The 22,607-nt window shown below is 59.3% G+C and carries 21 protein-coding genes and 1 riboswitch (1 of these 22 running past the window's edge); of the genes, 12 read left to right on the forward strand and 9 right to left on the reverse strand.

Features of this window, described 5'->3' with window-relative positions:
- From AGR1_RS13100 to AGR1_RS13120, 5 genes are all read left to right on the forward strand, one after another.
- Nucleotides 1-671: the 3' portion of a phosphoribosylaminoimidazolesuccinocarboxamide synthase gene (locus AGR1_RS13100; RefSeq protein ID WP_080792648.1), read on the forward strand. The gene continues 280 nt to the left of window position 1, outside the view; only the last 671 of its 951 coding nucleotides appear in the window; its start codon lies beyond the left edge, outside the window; it ends in the stop codon at nt 669-671.
- Nucleotides 672-674: 3 nt separating this feature from the next.
- Nucleotides 675-1,334, forward strand: a complete 660-nt coding sequence (locus AGR1_RS13105) for a TetR family transcriptional regulator (protein ID WP_149147080.1) — start codon at nt 675-677, stop codon at nt 1,332-1,334.
- A gap of 199 nt (nt 1,335-1,533) precedes the next feature.
- Nucleotides 1,534-2,736: an efflux RND transporter periplasmic adaptor subunit gene (locus AGR1_RS13110; protein WP_149147081.1), complete on the forward strand. Its 1,203-nt coding sequence runs from the start codon at nt 1,534-1,536 to the stop codon at nt 2,734-2,736.
- A gap of 53 nt (nt 2,737-2,789) precedes the next feature.
- Nucleotides 2,790-5,879, forward strand: a complete 3,090-nt coding sequence (locus tag AGR1_RS13115; RefSeq protein ID WP_149147082.1) for an efflux RND transporter permease subunit — start codon at nt 2,790-2,792, stop codon at nt 5,877-5,879.
- Nucleotides 5,880-6,028: 149 nt separating this feature from the next.
- Nucleotides 6,029-7,474 carry an efflux transporter outer membrane subunit gene (locus AGR1_RS13120; RefSeq protein ID WP_080792641.1) on the forward strand — a complete coding sequence of 482 codons (1,446 nt, stop codon included), beginning with the start codon at nt 6,029-6,031 and terminating at the stop codon, nt 7,472-7,474.
- A gap of 107 nt (nt 7,475-7,581) precedes the next feature.
- Here the strand turns inward: AGR1_RS13120 and efp are convergent, their stop codons facing one another.
- Complete coding sequence (efp, locus tag AGR1_RS13125; protein ID WP_080792640.1) at nt 7,582-8,151, reverse strand: elongation factor P; 570 nt, start codon at nt 8,149-8,151, stop codon at nt 7,582-7,584.
- A gap of 251 nt (nt 8,152-8,402) precedes the next feature.
- On the opposite strand from efp, the gene epmA reads away from it, so the two are divergent.
- The 3 genes from epmA to AGR1_RS13140 all read left to right on the forward strand — a co-directional run bounded on the left by epmA (nt 8,403) and on the right by AGR1_RS13140 (nt 11,098).
- Nucleotides 8,403-9,467, forward strand: a complete 1,065-nt coding sequence (epmA, locus tag AGR1_RS13130) for an EF-P lysine aminoacylase EpmA (protein ID WP_149147083.1) — start codon at nt 8,403-8,405, stop codon at nt 9,465-9,467.
- Nucleotides 9,464-10,528 carry a lysine-2,3-aminomutase-like protein gene (locus tag AGR1_RS13135; RefSeq protein WP_149147084.1) on the forward strand — a complete coding sequence of 355 codons (1,065 nt, stop codon included), beginning with the start codon at nt 9,464-9,466 and terminating at the stop codon, nt 10,526-10,528. Before epmA ends, AGR1_RS13135 begins: the two co-directional genes overlap by 4 nt.
- A gap of 378 nt (nt 10,529-10,906) precedes the next feature.
- Nucleotides 10,907-11,098, forward strand: coding sequence for a hypothetical protein (locus AGR1_RS13140; protein WP_003492264.1), 192 nt, complete (start codon nt 10,907-10,909; stop codon nt 11,096-11,098).
- Between the two features lie 386 nt (nt 11,099-11,484).
- Here AGR1_RS13140 and AGR1_RS13150 read toward each other — a convergent pair whose 3' ends face one another.
- Both AGR1_RS13150 and AGR1_RS13155 read right to left on the reverse strand, forming a co-directional pair.
- Nucleotides 11,485-11,721: an Lrp/AsnC ligand binding domain-containing protein gene (locus AGR1_RS13150; RefSeq protein WP_003521320.1), complete on the reverse strand. Its 237-nt coding sequence runs from the start codon at nt 11,719-11,721 to the stop codon at nt 11,485-11,487.
- 103 nt (nt 11,722-11,824) lie between these two features.
- Entirely contained in the window at nt 11,825-12,751 is a 927-nt protein-coding gene (locus AGR1_RS13155) for a LysR family transcriptional regulator (RefSeq protein ID WP_080792631.1), read from the reverse strand.
- Between the two features lie 130 nt (nt 12,752-12,881).
- Between AGR1_RS13155 and AGR1_RS13160 the strand changes: the two genes are divergently transcribed.
- From AGR1_RS13160 to modC, 4 genes are all read left to right on the forward strand, one after another.
- The gene (locus tag AGR1_RS13160) at nt 12,882-14,165 is read left to right on the forward strand and encodes an FAD-binding oxidoreductase (protein WP_149147085.1); all 1,284 of its coding nucleotides are present in this window, start codon (nt 12,882-12,884) and stop codon (nt 14,163-14,165) included.
- A 225-nt stretch (nt 14,166-14,390) separates the two neighbouring features.
- On the forward strand, nt 14,391-15,182 hold the full coding sequence (gene modA / locus AGR1_RS13165) for a molybdate ABC transporter substrate-binding protein (protein WP_149147086.1): 792 nt from the start codon (nt 14,391-14,393) through the stop codon (nt 15,180-15,182).
- Between the two features lie 53 nt (nt 15,183-15,235).
- The gene (gene modB, locus AGR1_RS13170) at nt 15,236-15,943 is read left to right on the forward strand and encodes a molybdate ABC transporter permease subunit (protein ID WP_080792624.1); all 708 of its coding nucleotides are present in this window, start codon (nt 15,236-15,238) and stop codon (nt 15,941-15,943) included.
- The gene (modC, locus tag AGR1_RS13175; protein ID WP_080792622.1) at nt 15,940-17,016 is read left to right on the forward strand and encodes a molybdenum ABC transporter ATP-binding protein; all 1,077 of its coding nucleotides are present in this window, start codon (nt 15,940-15,942) and stop codon (nt 17,014-17,016) included. Before modB ends, modC begins: the two co-directional genes overlap by 4 nt.
- On the opposite strand, the gene AGR1_RS13180 is transcribed toward modC, so the two are convergent.
- The 6 genes from AGR1_RS13180 to thiC all read right to left on the reverse strand — a co-directional run bounded on the left by AGR1_RS13180 (nt 16,985) and on the right by thiC (nt 22,250).
- On the reverse strand, nt 16,985-17,380 hold the full coding sequence (locus AGR1_RS13180) for a winged helix-turn-helix domain-containing protein (protein WP_026363776.1): 396 nt from the start codon (nt 17,378-17,380) through the stop codon (nt 16,985-16,987). The genes modC and AGR1_RS13180 overlap by 32 nt on opposite strands.
- Before the next feature lie 3 nt (nt 17,381-17,383).
- A complete protein-coding gene (locus AGR1_RS13185) occupies nt 17,384-18,388 on the reverse strand; it encodes a P1 family peptidase (protein ID WP_149147087.1) in 1,005 nt (334 codons plus the stop codon).
- An 88-nt stretch (nt 18,389-18,476) separates the two neighbouring features.
- Nucleotides 18,477-19,250 carry a thiazole synthase gene (locus AGR1_RS13190; protein WP_080792618.1) on the reverse strand — a complete coding sequence of 258 codons (774 nt, stop codon included), beginning with the start codon at nt 19,248-19,250 and terminating at the stop codon, nt 18,477-18,479.
- Nucleotides 19,251-19,254: 4 nt separating this feature from the next.
- On the reverse strand, nt 19,255-19,452 hold the full coding sequence (gene thiS / locus AGR1_RS13195; protein WP_080793396.1) for a sulfur carrier protein ThiS: 198 nt from the start codon (nt 19,450-19,452) through the stop codon (nt 19,255-19,257).
- A complete protein-coding gene (gene thiO / locus AGR1_RS13200; RefSeq protein WP_080792617.1) occupies nt 19,430-20,425 on the reverse strand; it encodes a glycine oxidase ThiO in 996 nt (331 codons plus the stop codon). The genes thiS and thiO overlap by 23 nt, the downstream gene beginning before the upstream one ends.
- A 1-nt stretch (nt 20,426) precedes the next feature.
- The gene (thiC, locus tag AGR1_RS13205; RefSeq protein ID WP_080792615.1) at nt 20,427-22,250 is read right to left on the reverse strand and encodes a phosphomethylpyrimidine synthase ThiC; all 1,824 of its coding nucleotides are present in this window, start codon (nt 22,248-22,250) and stop codon (nt 20,427-20,429) included.
- Between the two features lie 95 nt (nt 22,251-22,345).
- Nucleotides 22,346-22,457, reverse strand: a riboswitch (TPP riboswitch).
- Nucleotides 22,458-22,607: the final 150 nt, after the last annotated feature.

Consider the following 22,607-nt stretch of genomic DNA (forward strand, 5'->3'; position numbering starts at 1 on the left):
TCGAAGTCGTGGTTCGCGGATATCTGGCCGGCACGACGGGCACCTCGATCCTGACCCTTTATAAGAAGGGCGAACGGCAGATGTATGGCATGAGCCTGCCTGATGGGATGAAGGACAACCAGATTTTGCCCGAACCGGTGATCACACCAACGAGTAAAGCATTCGATGGCGGTCACGACGAGCCGCTGACGCCCGCAGAGATCGTCGAGAAGAAATTGTTGACGCAGGAGCAATGGGACACGCTTTCCCGTTACGCCTTGGCGCTGTTCAAGCGTGGGCAGGAAATTGCCGCAAAGCAGGGGCTCATTCTCGTCGACACAAAATACGAGTTCGGGACGGATGAAAACGGCACGATCATCCTGGCTGACGAGATCCACACGCCGGATAGTAGCCGCTATTGGATGGCTGACAGCTACGAGGAAAGTTTCCGCAACGGAACGCGGCCGGCAAGCTTCGACAAGGATTTCGTAAGAGCCTGGGTCGCCGAACGCTGCGATCCTTATAACGACGACGTTCCCGAAATTCCGCAGGATCTCGTCCTGCAGACCTCAAAGGTCTATATTGATGCATACGAGCGCATCACCGGACAGAATTTCGTTCCCGACGATAGCGGCGAGACGCCGCTTGCAAGAGTACGCCGGAACCTGGAGCCGTTCTTCCCCGGAGTCTGACCCGTGAACAAAACGATCGAACAGGCGAGAAAGGGCGACAGGAAGAATGACCTTCCCGTGCGGCGCCGGCCTCGCCGTTCCGCCGAGGAAACCCGGCGGGACATTCTCACCAAAGCCGAAGAGCTTTTCCGCCAGCGTGGTTTCAATGCGGTGGCGATTGCGGATATCGCCGCGGCGCTCGGCATGTCGCCTGCGAATGTCTTCAAGAATTTCAGTTCCAAGAACGCGCTCGTTGATGCGATCGCTTTCGAGCAGATCGGCGCGTTCGAACGGGACATCAAGCCGCTGGATAAAAGCCACGCGCCGCTTTCGAGACTGCGCCATCTAGCCCGCACCCTGATGGAACAGCACCACCGGGATTTAAACGACAATCCCTACATATTCGAAATGATCCTGATGACGGCAAAGCAGGACATGAAGTGCGGCGACTATTACAAGTCCGTCATTGCAAACCTTCTGGCCGACATTATCCGTGACGGTGTCGCTGCGGGAATCTATGCCCCCGCCGACATTCCGCCCCTGGCGAACACCGTGCTCCACGCGCTTACAAGCGTAATCCATCCCGTCCTCCTGGCACGGGAAGACATCGGCAATTTAGCAACACGTTGCGATCAACTCGTCGATTTAATCGATGCGGGGTTGCGCAATCCGCTTGCTAAGTGACGATTCCCAATTTACGTCACCTTCTCGCAATTGCTTGCGAAGCGCATAAGCCTGCGCTTCTATGGGCGTGGCGGTCCGGACAGAATGAGCGAAAAGGGTCACTTCCAAGGCCTTCGTCTTTTGTGTCTGTTTCCGGACGCGCATCCGCCGAGCGACATTGCGCTTATGGTTGAATGCGATTGATACGCAGGGAAGAACAATGAGCCGACGTATTTTGCCCCTATTTGCTTCTCTGTGTGTAACCGCGCTTCTGGCGGGTTGCAGCGATGGCGGCGAGAGCAGCCAGAGCGCCGCCCAGAATACGGAGCGTCCGCCGTCTCCGGTCAGCGTCATCCTGATGAAGACCGGTGAATACCCCTTGACCACCGTCCTGCCCGGTCGCGCCAGCGCGTTCCAGACAGCGGAAATCCGCCCGCGCGTCACCGGCATCATCCGCGAAATTCCTTTCAAGGAAGGCAGCGAGGTCAAGCAGGGCGATGTTCTCTACCAGATCGAGGACAATACCTATATGGCGGAAGTGGCGCAGGCCAAGGCGAGCGTGGCGAAGGCGGAAGCAAGCGTTCCGAGCGCCGAGGCGAACCTTGCCCGTTACGAACGTCTGGTCAACAGCGGCGCGACGCAGATCGAATATGAAAATGCCAAGGTGACGCTGCTTCAGGCAGAGGCCGACGTGGCGCAGACCAAGGCTGCGCTGGAAACGGCGGAAATCAACCTCGATCTCACCAAGGTCCGTGCCCCCTTCGACGGCATCACCAGCGCAACAGCCTTCAGCATCGGCAACGTGGTGACGGCCAACCAGACGACGGCTTTGACGACGCTGCGCCGCATCGATCCGATCTATATCGACCTGATGGAATCCAGCACCAATCTTCTGCGTCTGAAAAAGGCGATCTCGTCGGGCCAGCTCGGCGGCGATACGAAGGAGACCGGCATCCATCTGACACTAGAGGATGGCACCGAATACAAGCATGACGGCAAGATCGACATGTCGGACATGGCGGTGAGCGAAACCACCGGCACCTTCTCCATCCGCGCCCTGTTCGAGAACCCGGACGATCTCCTGCTTCCCGGCACCTATGTCCGCGCCACGTTGACCATCGGCAAGGAAAAAGGCTTCCGCATTCCGCAGCGCGCCGCAAGCCGCAACGCCAGTGGCGAACTGACAGCGAAATTCGTGACGGCGGAGAACAAGGTGGAAACCCGCACCTTCCCGTCCAGCCAGCAGTCGGGCAACGCCTGGCTGGTGACAGAGAACGTCAAGGATGGCGACAAGCTCATCGTCGACGGCTTCCAGTGGATCGCCGATGGCGCAGCGGTTGCCCCCGTTGAAGTGACCATCGACGATCGCGGTATCGTCGTTCTGCCGCAGCAAGCTCAGCCTGCCGCCGCCCCCTCGAAATAAGCATGAGCACGAAACCCCAGATCGAGGCTCGTAAAAGGTAAGGCAGGACTGCCATGGCCCATTTCTTCATCCGGCGCCCCGTGTTTGCATGGGTTATCGCCATCGTCATTATGCTGGGCGGCGCCCTCGCGATCTGGACGCTATCCATTTCGCAATATCCCGATATTGCGCCAACGACGGTGCGTGTCAGCGCAACCTATAACGGCGCCAGTGCCGAAACCGTTGAAAAATCGGTGACGACCATCATCGAGGACGGCATGACCGGTCTCGATGACCTCACCTATATGACATCGTCGTCCTCGACGGGCAGCGCCGAAGTGACGCTGACCTTCGGCAACAGCATTCTGCCGGATATCGCCCAGGTTCAGGTGCAGAACAAGCTGCAGCTCGTCCAGTCGCAATTGCCCGATACCGTGCAGCAGCAGGGTATCCAGGTCAGCCGCTCGACATCGAGCATTCTGATGGTCGGGGCGCTGATCTCGACCGACGGCAAACGCAACTCGGCCGATCTCGGCGACGTGTTCTCCTCGCGTGTCGAGGACCAGATCAAGCGTCTTGAGGGTGTGGGCAGCATCAACGTCTTCGGTTCTGAATATGCGATGCGCATCTGGCTGGATCCGTTCAAGCTCAACAAATACCAGCTGACGACCGCCGACGTGACCAGCGCCATCCAGAGCCAGAACACCCAGGTTTCGGTCGGCTCGCTCGGCGCGGTACCGGCCGTCAAGGGCCAGCAGCTCAACGTGACGGTAACGGCGCAGAGCCAGCTCACCACCGTCGCCGATTTCGAGAAGGTCATTCTCAAAGTCGAGAAGGATGGCGCTACCGTTCGCCTCAGCGACGTGGCGCGCATCGAAATCGGCCAGGAAACCTATGGCGGTGATTCCCGTTCAAACGGCCGCCCTTCTGCCGGTTTCGCAGTCAACCTTGCCACAGGCGCCAACGCGCTCGATACGGCCGCACGCGTGAAAGCGGCCCTGACCAATGTCGAGGGTTCGTTGCCCGAGGGCGTTTCGATTGAATATCCCTATGACACGACGCCCTTTGTCAAACTCTCCATCGAGAAGGTCGTACACACGCTGATCGAAGCGATCATCCTCGTCTTCGTCGTGCTTCTGGTCTTCCTGCAGAACCTCAGAGCCACCTTCATTCCAATGATCGCCGTGCCGGTGGTTCTCTTGGGCACATTCGGCGTGCTTGCGTTGACAGGTTATTCGATCAACACGCTGACCATGTTCGCCATGGTGCTTGCCATCGGCCTTCTCGTGGACGACGCCATCGTCGTCGTCGAAAACGTCGAACGTATCATGTCGGAAGAAGGCCTGTCGCCGGTTGAGGCGACGGAAAAGTCGATGGGCGAGATCACCGGTGCTATCGTCGGTATCGCACTCGTGCTGACCGCCGTGTTCATTCCCATGGCCTTTTTCGGCGGATCGACCGGCATCATCTATCGCCAGTTCTCGATCACCATCGTGTCAGCCATGCTGCTGTCGGCTGTGGTCGCCATCGTTCTGACACCGGCGCTTTGCGCCACGATGCTGAAACCGATCGACCACCACAAGAAGCAGCGCGGACCGGGCGCCTGGTTCAACCGCGGCTTTGGCAAGACAACGGACGGCTATGTGTCCTCCATCGGCTATCTGCTGAAGCGTCCGCTGCGCGTGATGATCATTTTCGCGGTCGTTATCGGAGGCTGCGTCTGGTTCTTCAGCAAGCTGCCCAGCTCGTTCCTGCCGCAGGAAGACCAGGGTGTTCTTCTGACGATCATTCAAACCCCGACCGGTTCGAACATCGAACGGACCAACGAGGTGGTGAAACAGGTTGAAAACTACTTCCGCGAAAAAGAAGCCAACAATGTCGAATCGGTTTTCGGCGTTCTCGGCTTCAGTTTCAGCGGTTCTGGCCAGAACAACGCCATCGTCTTCACCAAGCTCAAGGATTTCGAAGAACGCACGGCGCCGGATCAACATGCCGGGGCCATCGTGCAGCGCGCCATGGGAACCTTCTTCGGTTTCCGCGATGCGCAGGTCTTCCCGCTTCTACCACCGGCCATTCAGGGCATGGGCACATCGAGCGGTTTCTCGATGTATCTCGTCGACAGCGGCCGTAATGGCACCGATGCCCTGACCGCCACGTCCAAGGAACTGATCGCGCTGGCGACCAGCAATCCGAAGGTCAGCTCGCTCAGAAGCGGCAACCAGGACAATGAAACGCAGATGAAGATCGTTCTCGATCAGGAAAAAATGGGAGCCATGGGGGTCGATCTCTCCTCCGTGAACCTCATGCTGTCGACGATCTTTGCCGGCCGGGATGTCAACGACTTCACGCTCAACGGCGAGCTGAAGCCGGTCTATGTCCAGGGTGATGCGCCCTATCGCATGCAGCCGGACGACCTCAAGTTCTGGTACGCCCGCAATACCAATGGCGAAATGGTGCCTTTCTCTTCCTTCAGCGAAGTGAAATGGATCAATGCGCCTCCGTCTCTCGCCCGCTTCAACGGCACGGGCGCCATCTCGCTCGAAGGCACCGCCGGTGCAGGCGTTGCATCCGGTGACGCCATGGACGAGATGGAACGGCTGACGGCGAGCCTGCCGGGCGGTTACACGGTGGCGTGGCAGGGCATTTCCTATCAGGAACGCCTTTCCGGCTCTCAGGCGCCGATGCTCTATGCGTTGTCGGTACTGATCGTGTTCCTCTGCCTTGCCGCTCTCTATGAAAGCTGGTCGATCCCCTTCTCGGTCATTCTGGCCGTTCCGGTGGGTGTCCTCGGCGCTTTGACTGCGGCCCATTTCTTCGGCCAGACGAATGACGTCTACTTCAAGGTGGGTCTGCTGACGACTATCGGTCTCGCGGCGAAAAACGCGATCCTGATCGTCGAGTTCGCCAAGGAGAGGCAGGAGCACGGGTTAAGTCTTGTTGAAGCGGCGCTGGAGGCAGCCAAGCTGCGCCTGCGTCCGATCATCATGACGTCGCTGGCATTCATCCTGGGTGTCGTGCCTCTCGCAATCGCAACCGGAGCGGGTTCCGCCGCGCAAAATGCAATCGGAATCGGGGTGCTGGGTGGTATGCTTTCTGCAACACTGCTCGGAATTTTCTTCGTTCCATCCTTTTTCGTCATCATTCGCCGCCTTTCGAGGCGTTAACAAAACAAAAATGGGCTGTGCCAACGGTTAATACGCTGCTAGAAATGTTGCCGATTTGGCAAATGCACGTTTCTACGGCATATCGACCGCGCAGCCCATTTGTCAGCAAGCCGCGCTCGGTAAGCCAACCAGAGAATTGGGAAAATTACATGCTGTCTATTCGCGCTACTCTTCCCCTGACAATGCTGCTGCTCTCAGGCTGCGTTGTCGGGCCCGACCACAAAACGCCGGAAATTCAATTGCCGGGAAAGTTTGCGGAAGCCGGAAAAACCAGTAATGGCGACATCAGCAGCGTTGCGTGGTGGACGGCCTTTAACGATAGCCGCCTCAATGGTTACGTTTCCACGGGCCTCAGCCAGAACCTGACCGTGATGCAGGCTATCGAGCGCATCAATCAGGCGCAGGCCCAGGTGATCGTGGACGGCGCCGGCGGCCTGCCAAGCCTGACGGCAAGCGGCAGCCACTCGACCAGCGAGACCAAGGGCAGCTATCGAGATGTTCCCGTCACGAACGTGTCGTCGGGCGGCCTCAGCGTTTCCTGGTTCCTAGACCTCTTCGGCCGTTACCGCCGCGCCACCGAAAGCGCCAATGCATCGCTCGATGCCGCTTACTCCACGGTCGACGTTCAGCGCCTGACGCTGATTTCAGCCGTCGCCGCCGCCTATATCGACGTGCGCTACTATCAGGAACGTCTGGAGATCGCTCGCCAGAACCTGGGCTCGCGCCGCGAAACGCTCGATCTGACCAAGTTGCAGCTCGAAGCCGGTGCGGCCTCGCGCCTCGATGTCGTCCAGTCCGAAGGTCTGGTCAATTCCACGCTGTCGCAAATCCCCGGCCTCGAAACCAGCTTCCGCAAGGCCGCGCATCGCATCGCGACCCTGCTCGGCATGCCGGCCTCGTCGCTCATTGCTGAACTGCAGAAGGGCGCGCGCCAGCCTGTTGCGCGGGCAGTTCCCCGCACCGGTATTCCGGCCGACCTGATACGCAACCGCCCGGACATCCGCGTCGCCGAACGTAATCTCGCCGCTGCGGTCGCCACGATCGGCGTGACCGAGGCGCAACTTTATCCAAGCATAGAGCTTGGTGGTGCGATCACCCCGAGCTACAATTTCCTCAGCGGCGGCGCGAGAGGAACGGCCAATAGCTGGTCCTTCGGTCCGAGCCTAACTCTTCCGATTCTCGACGGCGGCAGACTCCGCGCCAATGTCGACATCGCCAACTCACAGGCGCGCGAGCAATATCTCGTCTGGAAGGCAACCGTTCTCAATGCGGTGGAAGAAGTCGAAAACGCCCTGGCCGCTATCAATCGCGACCAGCGTACCGTCAACGCTCTGAGAAAGACCGTCGCCTCCTACCAGGAAGCGCTACAGCTCTCCACTGCCAGCTATCGTGACGGTGCATCGTCTCTGCTCGATGTTCTGGATGCTCAGCGCTCGGTCTCAGATGCACAGGCAAACCTTGCCACGGCGATCCAAACGACCGCGCAGGACTACGTCTCGCTCAACGTAGCGCTCGGCGGCGGTTACGCCGTTGGCCAGACCACGGCTCCGAAGAAGGCGCCCGGCCCGACCCGGACTGCGGCCAAGGCCATGTAAGACACGCCGCAAGGCAAAGAAAAAGCCCGCGTCTCGACGCGGGCTTTTTATTGTTCGTGATACAAAAAACACCGGTCGCCCGGTGCTTTTTTAACTGGCCGCCAGGCTCAGTTCTTGGCGCGCTCGACGTAGGAATTGTCTTCGGTCGCGATGACCACGCGGATACCGGCATCGATATGCGGCGGTACCATGGTGCGGATGCCGTTGGAGAGGATTGCCGGCTTGTAGGAAGAAGAAGCCGTCTGGCCCTTGACGACCGGTTCGGTTTCCATGATTTCCAGCGTGACGTGACGTGGCAGTTCGACGGCCAGCGGGTTGCCTTCGTGGATGGAAAGAACGCAGGTCATGCCTTCCTGCAGATAGGCCTTCTGGTCACCCATCGTCTCGACGTCAACCACGACCTGATCGTAGTTTTCCGGGTTCATGAAGTGGAAGCCTTCGCCATCTTCGTAAAGGAACTGGAAGTTCAGGTCTTCGACGAAAGCCCGCTCGACCTGCTCGGTGGTGCGCCAGCGTTCGGAGACCTTTACGCCGTCAACGATGCGGCGCATGTCAACCTGGGTAACCGGTGTGCCCTTGCCGGGGTGGAAGTTCTGCGCGGTGAGGACCACGTAAAGCTTGCCGTCCACGTCGAGAACATTGCCCTTGCGGACGGATGAGGCGATAACCTTGACCATATGACTTCCTTGTAACTCGATGAAATGCGTCGTAAAGGACTGCGTGGCAGCACCGGCCCCGGCAGACGTTTTGTCTTTTTTCTGGGGCGCAACTACCTTAAATCCGCACGAATTGCCAGCCTTCTACAGCAATTCGCGGAAGAGTGCCTAGCGGTTTTCCGCCCGGAAACGCTTTAAATGATGCGATCAGGCGTTTTGCGGGCCATTTATCCGCAATTGAGCGCCGCAGAGAAGACGGAAAAGAACTGAGAATGCGCGCGAGCAAAGAGACAATGTCGCCATGGTGGACGCCTGATGTCCACGCGGATCGACGTGCGTTTCTCATTGGGCGCAACGCGATCCAGTCGGCCTTTCGCGGCTATTTCGCCAGCGCCGATTTTCTTGAGGTCGATACCGCGACATTGCAGGTTTCCCCCGGCAACGAGGCACATCTGCATGCTTTCGTCACGCAAGGCCTTACGCCGGCCGGCGACGCTGCGCCGCTTTATCTGCACACCTCGCCCGAATTTGCCTGCAAGAAGCTGCTCGCTGCCGGTGAAAAACGCATCACCTGTTTTGCCCATGTTTACAGAAACCGGGAAAGAGGCCCTCTGCACCATCCGGAATTCACCATGCTGGAGTGGTATCGGGTCGGCGAAACCTATGAGAGCCTGATGAAGGACAGCGCCAATCTTCTGGCGCTGGCAGCTGAAACCGCAAAGGCGAAGAGTTTCACCTATCGTGGTCGCAGCGTCGATCCGTTTCTCGAACCTGAGCGGGTAAGCGTCGCCGAAGCCTTCGAGCGATATGCTGATGTAGACCTCTTAGCCACCATCAGCCGAAACGGCGAAACCGACAGCCGCCATCTTGCCGCGAGCCTCACCAATGCCGGCATTCGCGTGGCCGAGGACGATACCTGGGCGGATATGTTCAGCCGTGTCATCGTGGAACGGGTGGAACCGGAACTGGGTTTCGGCAGAGCGACCATTCTTGACGAATATCCGACCGCAGAAGCGGCCCTTGCCCGCAAGTCCCCCGGGGATGCGCGGGTGGCGGAGCGTTTCGAACTTTATGCCTGCGGCGTTGAACTCGCCAATGCCTTTGGTGAATTGACCGACGCGACCGAGCAGAGACGGCGTTTCGAAATGGAAATGGCCGAGAAGCAGCGCATTTACGGCGAGACCTATCCGCTGGACGAGGATTTTCTGGCCGCACTCGCCATCATGCCGCCGGCAAGCGGCATAGCACTCGGTTTCGATCGGCTGGTGATGCTGGCGACAGGCGCCCCCCGTATCGATCTCGTCATGTGGGCCCCAGTCGCGGAATATGGACGATGACAGGGCTTGAGATCATCAAGACACCCGAAGCGCTTCTCGAAGCGGGGCTGATTGAAGCCGAAGCGCTGGAGAACCTGCGCGCGGTGACGCAGCGTTACGCGCTCGCCATCACGCCATCGATTGCCGGGCTGATCGACAGCCGCGACCCGCAGGATCCCATTGCCCGGCAATTCGTACCGGACGCGGCCGAACTCCTTCACCTTCCCGAAGAGCGCGACGACCCGATTGGCGACGACGCACACAGCCCCGTCCACGGCATCGTCCACCGTTATCCCGACCGGGTTCTTTTAAAAGCGGTGCACGTCTGCCCCGTCTATTGCCGCTTCTGTTTCCGCCGGGAAATGGTCGGACCGCAGGGCAATGGCATGATGAGCCCGGCTGAGCTTGACGCCGCATTCGACTACATAAAAGCGAACCCCGCCATCTGGGAGGTCATCCTGACCGGTGGCGATCCGCTGGTGCTTTCCCCCCGGCGCTTGTCCGACCTGATGACGCGCCTGAAAGACATACCGCATGTAAAGATCGTCCGATTCCATACCCGCGTGCCGGTGGTCGATCCCGACCGTATCGACGTCGCACTGATCGATGCGCTGAAGGCCAGCGGCAAAACCACCTATGTGGCCCTGCACGCCAATCATGCCCGGGAACTCAGCGAAGCCGCAAGGCACGCCTCGGCACGCCTGATCGATGCCGGCATCGCGATGGTCAGCCAGACCGTCCTTTTGAAAGGCGTCAATGACGACCCGGCAGTTCTTGCCGAGTTGATGCGCGCCTTTGTCGAGACCCGTATCAAGCCCTATTACCTGCATCATCCCGATCTTGCGCCCGGCACCAGCCATTTCCGGCTGACGATCGACGAGGGCCAGCGAATCGTTTCGGCGTTACGCGGAAATGTCTCCGGGCTCTGCCAGCCCACCTATGTTCTCGACATTCCCGGCGGTCACGGCAAGGCCGCTATCGCCCGAAATGCGGCCGAAAAGACCCGCGATGGCTGTTACTCCGTTTCCGATTTCAACGGAAACGATCATATTTACCCACCGCCCGCCACCGGTGACAATTAAAAAAAACATAAAAAGCCCGCTGCACCGGGCTTTTCGCGGCAGCCTCGGACGAAAACAAAAATTTCACAATTCCGCCCCTCTCCTGTCATCATAAAGAAAAATATTCTACCTATAACAATCAGCATTGATTTTAGTGCTGGTCTGGATTATCAGTGTGGAACTGGAGAGCGAGTCTCCTGATTCTGGGCCAACACCAATACAGGGAGTGTGTCATGTCAAAACATATCAACATTAACGCAATCCTTGGTCTTGAGTCCTGGAATGCTGGATTTAAATCCACGTGTTCCCGCTGCTGTCGAATGTGACCTGACGGTCTCAATTTCCTGAAAATCAGTTCGACAACATGCTGTGTAAATAAGCCACAGCGGGAGTATACCTATGCAAAAGCAAGTTATTGAATTCGCTGGCGAACCCGTCGGCATCGTCATACCGGACAACGACCGGCTGAAGTTCATCGCGGTGAAGTTCCACGTTCATGATCTGGACGAACAGAAGTTCGACAGCGCCGACGACGTGCGGATTGCCATCCGCGATCTCGTACGCAACCGGAATCTGGCCGCAGTCGCCTGATGCGGGAAAACTTTCGCCCGCTCACAGAACCGTCAGAACCAGAGCGCGCCAAATATCGGACCCCGAAAAGCGGCTCGATGGCGCGCTTTTTTCTCGGTTGACAAGCCATCTACTCGCCTGACACCAGCCATTCAGGGTGTATCAAAAGCTCTGATGCACTAAGCTAAAAAAGCGCCTGAAAATCAGGATTAGAGCCGAAAGCCAAGTACGCGGTCTTCCTGACGCACCCAACTCTTCCCTCAGTCCTGTGCTCGTCACAGGAATATAGCCAGACCAAGTCCTTGGGCTGAAAGGCCTCGCCCGCCGCACAGACGCGTGTCGACTGGATTCCTGTGACAAGCACAGGAATGAGGGCCGAGCGCGTAATCGAAGGTTCGAATTGCGGCTCAGAATGCAGTAAACGTCAGCGTCGTCAGCGAGCGCACGATTCCCGGAATATTGACGATGTTCTGGTTGATGAACTTGCCGATATCCTCTTCCTGCGGCAGATAGATTTTCAGCAACAGATCATATTCACCGCTGGTTGAATAAAGCTCGGAAACCAGTTCCGTTTTATAGATGGCGTCGGCGACATCATAGGTCTTGCCGGGCTCACATTGAAGCTGAACGAAAATGGGCTTCACGGACATCTCCCGTATTTGAACTTTCGGTGCATGGCTGCTCGTGCCACGCGTCATGGCGCACTATTGGCTGAGCTGCGTCCGTCTTGCAAGGCCGGTTACCGGATTACGCCGAAAACTGGCCCGGCATGCCGTTCGCCCCGATTGCGGCCTCGGAAACGATCCATCGCCGAAAACTCTCAAGCGGTGCATAACCGGCGCGATCCGGCATGCAAGCGAGATAATAGGCTTCCTCGCTCTCCACCTCCCCCGCAACAGCCGCAACCAGGCGACCGCTTCGCAACTCTTCCTCGACCATGAAAGACGGAATGAGCGACGCCCCGACACCCGCGCTCGCCGCCTCGGCAATCGTCGTGAACTGATCGAAAAGCATGCCATGCACATTGTCGAAACGAACCTCGTGGCTGCGAAACCATTGTTCCCAGGCGTCCGGCCGGGTCGTCATGTGCAGCAACGGGACATGCAGCAGATCGTCCGGCTTTGAAAGTCCGTGTCGCTCCTTGAAGGCCGGGCTGCAGACCGGAATGACCTTTTCATGCATCAGGAAAACCAGCTCGGTGCCCGGCCAATGCGGCAATCCGAAATGGATCGCCGCATCAACAGTGTCCGTGCGGAAATCGAACAGCGATGATCGCGTCAGAAGATTGACCGAGACGCCCGGGTACCTGGCTATGAAATCGGGAAGGCGCGGCACGAGCCAGCGCGCACCGAAGCTTGGCAGGACGCCGAGATTGAGCGTGCCGCCATCCGGATTGGCGCGCAGGTTGAGTGAGGCCGTCGATATTCGCCGCAACGCCTCGCGGATTTCCCTTGCATAACCCTCCCCGGCCCTTGTCAGCCGGATCGTCTGCCGCTCGCGCAGGAATAGCGCCACGCCAAGCTGCTCTTCAAGCGCCAGGATTTGGCGGCTGACCGCCCCCTGCGTCAGCCCCAGTTCCCTCGCAGCGGCGGTGACGCTGCCCGTGCGAGACGCCGCTTCGAAAGCCGCCAGCAGCGAAAGCGACGGCAGAAAACGGCGTGGCGGCAGCACCATATTCCCTCACGGAATGAACTCTTGACGATATGTCGATATTCAACAGGCAAGACCGCTTGTAAAGTCCTATAAACAAGGGCTTGTCACATATACGAAGAACAAATGAACTGGCCCGGAACAAGGTGGAACGATGTTTAACGACCCCCGCTCGCACGGCCTCTGGGAAAAGACCGCGCCGCAACCGCCCGTAACGCCCGCCTTGCAGGGCGCAGCGGTTGCTGATGTCGTCGTTGTCGGAGGTGGCTTCACCGGCCAGTCCGCCGCCCTTCATCTTGCCGAATGTGGTGTGGATGTCGTCCTTCTCGAAGCAAGGGAAATCGGCTTCGGCGGCGCCGGCCGCAATGTGGGCCTCATCAATGGCGGCATGTGGGTCATGCCGAAAGAACTGCCCGGTGTGCTGGGTTCGACTTACGGCGAACGGCTTCTCGATCTTCTGGGCAATGCACCCCTCCTCGTTCGCGAACTGGTGGAGAAACACACAATTCCCTGCGAAATCGAAAAAAACGGCACGCTGCATTGCGCCGTCGGTGACAAAGGGCTCGCCGAAATCCGCGAGCGCTGCGAACAATGGGCTACGAGAGGCGCACCCGTCCGCATTCTTGATGCCGAGGAGACAGGGAGACGCACCGGCAGCACGGCCTATTCCGGTGCGCTTCTGGATCCACGCGCTGGGACAATACAGCCGCTCGCTTATGTTCGAGGCCTTGCCGCAGCCGCCCGGAAAGCGGGTGTACGTCTGCACACCGAAAGCCCCGTGGTAGCGACCGAACGCAGCAATGGAAAATGGGTGGTGAAGACGCCGCAAGGGTCTGTAACCGCCAGCTGGATCGTTGTGGCCACCGAAGCCTATAGCACCGGCCCATGGCAGATCGTTCGCGATGAGCAGATCTACCTGCCCTATTTCAACTTCGCGACCAGACCGCTCGGCGACGACCTGCAAAAGAGCATCCTGCCCGGCCGCGAAGGCTGCTGGGATACGAAGGAAATTCTCTCCTCCTTCCGCATGGACAAAGCGGGCCGGCTGGTCTTTGGTAGTGTCGGTGCGCTACGCGGCACCGGCGCCGCCATTCATCGTGCCTGGGCAAAACGATCGCTGAAGCGGCTTTTCCCGCAACTCGGCGATACCGAATTCGAATGTGAATGGTATGGCCAGATCGGCATGACCGACAATGCCGTGCCCCGCTTTCACAAATTCGCGGACAATGTCCTCGGCTTTTCAGGTTATAACGGACGCGGCATCGCGCCGGGTACGGCTTTCGGCAAGGTCATTGCACAGCATATTCTCGGTGAGATTGCTGAAGCCGAATTGCCCCTGCCTGTGACGGAGCCGAAAGCGCAGGCTTTCCGGACGGTGAAGGAAGCCTATTACGAGGCAGGCGCACAGATCGCCCATTTCGCCGGCGAGCGTTTTTGATCGGACTTCCAGCGCACGGCACGAACGTTCGGGCCGATGCCTCAATGCGACGTCTGCCGTTTTCGGGTGCGCTCACCGTCCCTCATCTCTATGCTTCTCACAGGATTCAGCCAGCCCGCCAAGGGCTTTTTTCCACCCCAGCGATATATCCTTGAAAATATAATGATTGCCCTATAGGCCTATCGATATATTCATAAGAATATCTCGAACCGGGGGTAATACGCCATGAGACTTTTGCGTCGCAGCTTTTTCAAAACCATTGCCGCAGCCACATCCTTCTGGATGGCGGCCTCCTTTGCGGCCGTTCCGGCCCATGCCGCCGAAAAAGTCACGGTGTTTGCCGCCGCGAGCATGAAAAACGCCCTCGGCGCCATCAACGCCGAATGGGCGAAGGACAGCGGTAACGAGGCAACCGCTTCTTATGCCGCAAGCTCCGTCCTCGCCAAGCAGATCGAGCAGGGCGCACCGGCGGATATCTTCATTTCCGCCGACCTTGCATGGATGGACTATGTTGCCGAAAAGAAGCTGATCAACGCTGACAGCCGCTCCAATCTTCTCGGCAACCGCATCGTTCTCGTCGCTCCTGCAGACAAGGCAAAGCCGGTCGAAATCAAGCAGGGCTTCGATCTTGCCGCTCTGGTGGGCGATGGTCGTCTGGCCATGGGCGCGGTTGATTCCGTACCGGCGGGCAAATATGGCAAGGCCGCTCTGGAAAAACTCGGGGTCTGGTCGTCTGTCGAACACAAGATCGCCGGCGCGGAAAGCGTGCGTGCCGCCCTGCTGCTCGTCTCGCGCGGCGAAGCCCCCTATGGCATCGTCTACCAGACCGACGCCGCCGCCGATCCGGGCGTGAAGATCGTCGGCACCTTCCCGGAAGACAGCCATCCGCCGATCATCTACCCGGTCGCCATTCTTTCGGAAGCCAAGTCCCCGGCAGCAAAAGCCTATCTTGATTTCCTGAAGTCGGCCAAGGCAACGCCCTTCTTCGAAAAGCAAGGCTTTACCGTTTTGAAATAAACTGCCTTTCGTGAGCCCAGCCTATTGGCCGCGAGAGATGACGATTGCAGGATATGGCATTGCCTTGGTGGACACTCAGCCCTGAAGAATGGACGGCAATCAGGCTCAGCCTGTGGGTGTCCTCCATCGCCATGCTCGCCAGCCTGCCTTTCGGCATTGCGGTTGCCGTGGCGCTGGCGCGCGGCCGATTCTGGGGCAAATCGCTTCTTAACGGCATCGTCCACCTGCCGCTCATCCTGCCGCCCGTCGTCACCGGCTTTCTGCTACTTGTCCTCTTCGGCCGCCGGGGCGCAATCGGGCAATTTCTCGATAGCTGGTTCGGCATCGTCTTTTCCTTCCGCTGGACCGGGGCGGCGCTCGCCTGCGCCGTGATGGCATTTCCGCTGATGGTGCGTTCCATCCGGCTCTCCATCGAAGCGGTGGACCGCAAGCTGGAGGAAGCGGCAGGAACGCTCGGGGCAAGTCCCCTCTGGGTGTTTCTCACCGTCACTTTGCCGCTCACCTTGCCCGGTATCATCGCCGGCATGATCCTCGCTTTCGCCAAGGCCATGGGCGAATTCGGCGCGACCATCACCTTCGTTTCCAATATTCCCGGTGAAACCCAAACACTCTCCGCCGCCATCTATACCTTCACGCAGGTTCCGGGCGGCGATGCTGGCGCATTGCGGCTGACCATTGTCTCCATCGTGATTTCCATGCTCGCCTTGCTTGTCTCGGAGTTTCTGGCCCGCATCATCGGCAAACGGGTGAGCATGGAATGACGCTTTCGGTCACCACCCACCATCGCCTCGGCTCCTTCGAACTCGATGCGTCATTCACCTCGCAAGGCGGCGTCACCGCGCTGTTCGGACGCTCCGGTTCCGGCAAGACCTCGATGATCCGTATCATAGCAGGCCTGCTGCGACCGGATGAGGGGCAGGTTTTGCTGGATGGGGAGGTGCTGGCCGATAGCGAAAAGCGACTGTTCGTGCCGGCCCATAAACGCCGTTTTGGTTATGTCTTTCAGGAGGCGCGGCTTTTCCCACATCTCAGCGTGGCGCAAAACCTGCACTACGGCAGCTGGTTCACCGCAGACAAAACGACGGTCGCGCAGGAAGACCATATCGTCGACATGCTCGGCATCGGCCATCTCTTGCAGCGGCGTCCAAACAAACTCTCGGGCGGCGAAAAACAGCGCGTTGCCATCGGCCGCGCACTGCTTTCTTCCCCCAGACTGCTGCTGATGGACGAACCGCTCGCCTCGCTGGACGAACAGCGGAAAGCCGAGATCATTCCTTATCTCGAACGGCTGCGCGACGAGACGAAAATCCCTGTTGTCTATGTCAGCCACTCTATTCAGGAGGTCGCCCGCCTCGCAGACCGCATCGTGGTGATGAAGGACGGCAAGGTGGAAGCGCAGGGAAAAGCGGCCGAGGTGCTGGCGAGACCGGATTTCAGCATGCATCTCGAACGTCGTGAGGCTGGCAGCATTCTTTCCGGGCACATTGAAAGTTTTGATAAGCGGCACGGACTTGCCGCCGTGAGGCTGAAGACCATGCTGCTCCATGTTCCGGCAAAAAACGGAACGGACGGCAGCCCGGCGCGGGTGCTCATACCGGCGCGTGATGTGATGCTGGCAACCGTAAAACCCGAAGGCTTGAGCGCCCTCAACATTCTCGAGGGTCGTGTCGCAACCGTCTCGGCCATTGAAGACGGCATGGTCACGGTTCAGGTGGATTGCGGCGGCGACATCATCCAGTCGCGCATCACCGATCTCTCACGCGAGAGGCTGCAGCTGGAACCCGGAAAGCCGGTGCATGCGATCATAAAGTCGGCGGCTCTTGATCCCTATTAGGGGCCGCATCAGGATTGCGATTGGCCTCCAGCCAGTCGATATCGGCGCGCAAAGCTTCGTTCATTCGCTTTTGCATGCCGCGATAGCGTTCCAGCAATTCGGCGCCGAAAGCGGTCAATGCCGCACCACCGCCCTGTTTGCCGCCGCGCTGTGATTCAATAACCGGTTGCCGGAACATATGGTTCAGCGCATCCACCAGCAGCCATGCGCGACGATAGGACATGTCCATCGCCCGCCCGGCGGCAGAGATGGAGCCGGTCTCGACAATCAGCTCCATCAATTCGATCTTGCCGTGCCCCAATCGCTCTCCGGGCGGAAAATCGATACGAAGAACAGGTTTTAGTGGAGCGAGGGCCTCACTCATCGTTCAAAGGCTCCGTCCATGAAGATCGCGATAGGCCCTTTGCGCTCCATACACCGGCAAGGCCGTCGCCTCATAGACGCCACGCGCCACCGCGCGCGCCATCACGATCGCGGCAAGATGGCAAAGTTCGGCGAAATGAATGCCGCCCTCAAGCGGCTTTTCACCGGTTGAGGCCGCGAACATCGTGTCGCCATCACTTGGCAGATGGGCGGGCAGAACGGCGCGCGCCAGCCCATCATGCGCCATGATGGAAAGGCGATGCGCCTGCGCCTTGGTGAGCGCGGCATCCGTCACCACCGCACCGATGGTCGTTGCCGTGAGATTGACCCCCTTGAGGCGCAGCGCGGTATGATCCGGCTCGAAACGATCAGGAAAACCGCAATCGCCATATTCACCCTGCGCTTCAAACGGCGCGGACCAGAAATGGCGGCTCGTTCCAACGGTTGCCGAGCCGAGCGCATTGACGGCAACGATGGCCGCCACCTTATAACCGCCGGAACTGACGGCGCTTGCCGAACCGAGCCCGCCCTTGAAGGTGGCGGTCGTCGCACCCGTTCCAGCCCCGGCTGTTCCAAGCTCGAAAGGTGTCGCACGCGCCGCCTTGAAGGCCGCATATCCCATCTCGCGATAGGGCGAATGCAGACCCCAATCCTTGTCGCCGCCATTCAGCAGATCCATCAGGATCGCCTGCGGTACGATGGGAACGCGGGTGGAACCCACCTGCAGGCCGCGTCCGATTTCGCGCAGCCCGGCCTGAACGCCGCCCGCCGCATCCAGCCCGAAGGCCGAACCACCTGACAGCACGAAGGCATCCACCGTTTCCACTGTCATAGCCGGGTCGAGCAGGCCGGTATCGCGCCCGCCCGGCGCACCACCCAAAACAGAACCGGAAGCAATGGCGGGCTTGTCGAAAACAATCGCCGTAACACCGGAGCCAAGAGCAAGATCGGTGACATTGCCGACCGAAACGCCGCCGATATCCGTCAGAAGATTGGTGAGTGCCGCCATGCTGTTTCCCTTTTCTCCCGGTATCCCGCCACCATCAGGCACTGTCAACGCAAAACGTGACGTGCCTGATGTCGACGACAAGCCGCGATCAGGAAAAAACAGCCGTTCCGATCACCGGCGTCGAGGGAACGGCCATGTCCCTCGGCTCCAGCGGCCCGGAGAGATATGCCTGATGGCCGGCTTTTATGGCGCGGGCGAAAGCCTCCGCCATGCCGACCGGATCACCCGCACCCGCCACCGCCGTGTTGAGCAGAACGGCATCGTAACCAAGCTCCATCACCGTGACCGTATGCGACGGGCGGCCGATACCGGCATCGACAATCAGCGGCACATCCGGGAAACGCGCCCGCATGGATTTCAGCGCCGTCAGATTGAGCGGTCCCATGGCGCTGCCAATCGGCGCGCACCACGGCATCAACACCTTGCAGCCCGCCTCCAGCAGCTTTTCGGCAACAACCAGATCGTCTGTCGTATATGGAAAGACCTCGAAACCATCGTCGCAGAGGATTTTCGCCGCCTCGACAAGTGCGAAGACATCGGGCTGCAGCGTGTCGTGATGACCGATGACCTCCAGCTTGATCCAGTTGGTGCGGAACACCTCGCGGGCCATCTTTGCCGTCAGCACCGCTTCCTTCACCGTGTGGCAACCGGCGGTATTGGGCAGAATTTGGCGGCCCAGCTCGCGGATAAGCTCGAAAAACTGACCGCCCTTCTTGCCGCCCGCCGTTTCCCGGCGCAGCGAAATTGTCAGAATATCTGTGTTGCTCGCCCGCACGGCGTCGGCAAGCACGGCAGGAGACGGATAGCGCGCTGTGCCGAGCAGGAGACGGGATGAGACCTCGCGGCCATAGAGCGTCAGCATGGTTTCAGCCTCCCTGCATCGGCGAGAGGATTTCGATACGGTCAAAGGCCTTCAACCTATAATCGGCGCGCTCTTCAGAATGCACCAGATCGCCATTGACCGCCGTCGCCAGCCAATCGCCTTCGTATTCGAGGCTGGCAAGCAGGCCGGCCAGCGTCTCGGCGGCGAGATCAAGCTCGTCACCATTGACAAGAAGTTTCATGATCATGTTCCTTTTGAGATAGATTTTGGCCAACGATCCGCGCCGCCTGCCGCGCCATGGTCGGCGAGAGCAGAAAGCCGTGCCGGTGCGCGCCGTTGATGACGATGGTCCTGCCGTTTTCAGTGACTTTCGGCAGATTGTCGGGATAGGCCGGACGCACGCCCGTGCCGGTTTCGATGATTTCCGCTTCCGCAAAGGCCGGATGCACGGCATAGGCGGCATTCAGGAACTCCATCATCGAGCGGGCGGAAATGGCGCCCGCATCTTCCGTCTCGATCATCGTTGCGCCCACCATGAAACGACCCGGCTCGCGCGGCACGATGTAGAGCGGAATGCGCGGATGCAGCAGCCGGACCGGACGGGACAGGGAAACTTCTGACGTGGAGAGAAAAAGCATCTCTCCCCGAACGCCGCGCAGGTTGGAAATCTCCCCCACCGCCGCAGATCCGGTGCAATCCACCACCCGATCAAACGGTCGCTCATCCAACGGGATACCCATATGGAACCGTACACCCATGGTGCAGAGCCGCTCATGCAGCGATTTCAGTGCAAGACGCGGATCGAGGTGCCCCTCGCCCGGGAAATAAAGCCCAGAACGAAATCGCCCGGCAAGATCAGGCTCCAGCGCGGCGATTTCGCCCTCATCCACCCAGCGATAGCCAGCGGTCCGCGATGCGAAACGCGAAAGCTCCACCTTGTCGCGGGCTGGCGCAACGACCAGCGTACCGTGCCGCACGACAAGGCCGGGTGTCGCTTCATCCCACCAGTCGAGCGCCGCCTGACCGAGCGTCAGAACCGCCGCTTCAGCGCTTTCACGCTCGCACCAGGGCGCCAACATGCCGCCCGCATACCAGGATGCACCGCGAGAGGGTTCGGCATTGCGCTCGCAGACCTCGACAGTAATGCCGCTCCGCGCCAGCTCGAAGGCCGCCGTCAAACCGGCGACCCCCGTTCCCTTGACCAGAATGCGCATGCTATTCGGTATTCGCAGGCGTTGCGAGCGGCATATAGAGTTCACCGCCTTCCTTGAAGCGTGCGGCCATGGCCTCCAGCCCCTCCTTCTGCGCCTCGGCGCGGATATCGTGGGAAATCCGCATCGAGCAGAATTTCGGCCCGCACATGGAGCAGAAATGCGCGACCTTGTGCGCTTCCTTCGGCAACGTCTCGTCATGGAAGGAGCGCGCCGTATCCGGGTCCAGCGACAGGTTGAACTGGTCCTCCCAACGGAACTCGAACCGCGCGCGCGACAGCGCATCGTCCCGCACCTGCGCCGCCGGATGGCCCTTGGCGAGATCGGCCGCGTGCGCGGCGATCTTATAAGTGATGACACCCACCTTCACATCGTTACGATCAGGCAGGCCGAGATGTTCCTTGGGCGTGACGTAGCAGAGCATGGCCGTGCCGAACCACCCGATCATCGCCGCCCCGATGCCGGAGGTGATATGGTCGTAACCGGGCGCAATATCGGTGGTGAGAGGTCCAAGCGTATAGAAGGGCGCCTCGCCGCAGGTCTTCAGCTGCTTGTCCATATTCTCCTTGATCTTGTGCATCGGCACATGGCCGGGGCCTTCGATCATCACCTGGCAGTCCTTGGCCCAGGCGATCTGGGTCAGCTCGCCCAGCGTTTCCAGCTCGGCAAACTGAGCCGCGTCATTGGCGTCGGCGATCGAACCGGGACGCAGGCCATCACCAAGCGAGAAGGAGACGTCATAGGCGCGGCAAATGTCGCAAATCTCGTCGAAATGCTCATAAAGGAAACTTTCCTTGTGGTGATGCAGACACCACTTGGCCATGATCGAACCGCCGCGCGAAACGATGCCGGTGACGCGGTTGACGGTGAGCGGGATGTAATGCAGCCGCACGCCGGCATGGATGGTGAAATAATCCACGCCCTGTTCCGCCTGCTCGATCAGCGTGTCGCGGAACACTTCCCAGTTCAGATTTTCGGCAATGCCGTTGACCTTCTCAAGCGCCTGATAAAGCGGCACCGTGCCGATCGGCACCGGCGAATTGCGGATGATCCATTCGCGGATATTGTGGATGTTGCGGCCGGTCGACAGGTCCATGACGGTATCCGCACCCCAGCGGATGGCCCAAACCATCTTCTCCACCTCTTCCGCCATGGAGGAGGTGACGGCGGAATTGCCGATATTAGCGTTGATCTTGACGAGAAAATTACGGCCGATGATCATCGGCTCAAGTTCCGGGTGGTTGATATTGGCCGGAATGATGGCGCGGCCCGATGCCACTTCCTGACGCACGAATTCCGCTGTGACATAGTCCGGGATATGTGCGCCGAAACTCTCGCCGTCGCGCGCCAGCTTCTCCTTCGCCGCCTCGCGCCCGAGATTTTCGCGGATGGCGATGAATTCCATTTCCGGCGTGATAATGCCCGCCCTGGCATAGGCAAGTTGCGTCACCGCCTTGCCCGCCATCGCTTTCAGCGGCTGATGACGCACGCCAAATTCAGGCGTCAGGCGCTCGCCTGTGGCAAAGCCGTTATCCTCCGGCTTGACGTGTCGCCCCTCATAAGCCTCAACATCACCGCGGGCCACGACCCAGTCATGACGCAGGCGCGGCAGACCCTTTTCAATCAAAACGGCATGGGCAGGATCGGTATAGGGGCCGGAAGAATCATAGACCGTCACCGGCGGTTCGCCCGCCGTCGGGTGGACGGCGATCTCGCGCATCGGCACGCGAATATGCGGATGTAAAATTCCGGGTTTATGGATTTTCATGGAGGCGGCATGCGGCCCGGTGGTGACGGCAAGCGGGATATTCTTGGCAGCGATATTCATCGTGAGGCTCCAAAGTTTGACAGTGGAGACCCAGTTCGAGCCGGAATGATGGAAAATACCGAATTGCCGAAACGCGACGTCATGCGCCCGCCCGACCTTCGGTCTTTGCACCGTCCCTACGCCAGTATGAACTGGATCAGGTTCAACGGGTCACTGCGCATGAAAGCAGAATCTCAGCCCCTTGACGGGACACCCCTGGTGAATGGTCCCAGCAAAAAACACCGCCCAGCATTTGTCAAGGCCGACGATCCATACTTGGCAAAGGTGCGGGAATGTCGCATGCTGCCGTTAGTTGTAATTAACCTAACGGTTTAGGCGAATATTATCGTTTGCAGCATAACGATAAGCACAAACCTA

Source organism: Agrobacterium sp. B1(2019), from assembly GCF_008274755.1.
GTDB classification, from domain to species: domain Bacteria; phylum Pseudomonadota; class Alphaproteobacteria; order Rhizobiales; family Rhizobiaceae; genus Agrobacterium; species Agrobacterium salinitolerans.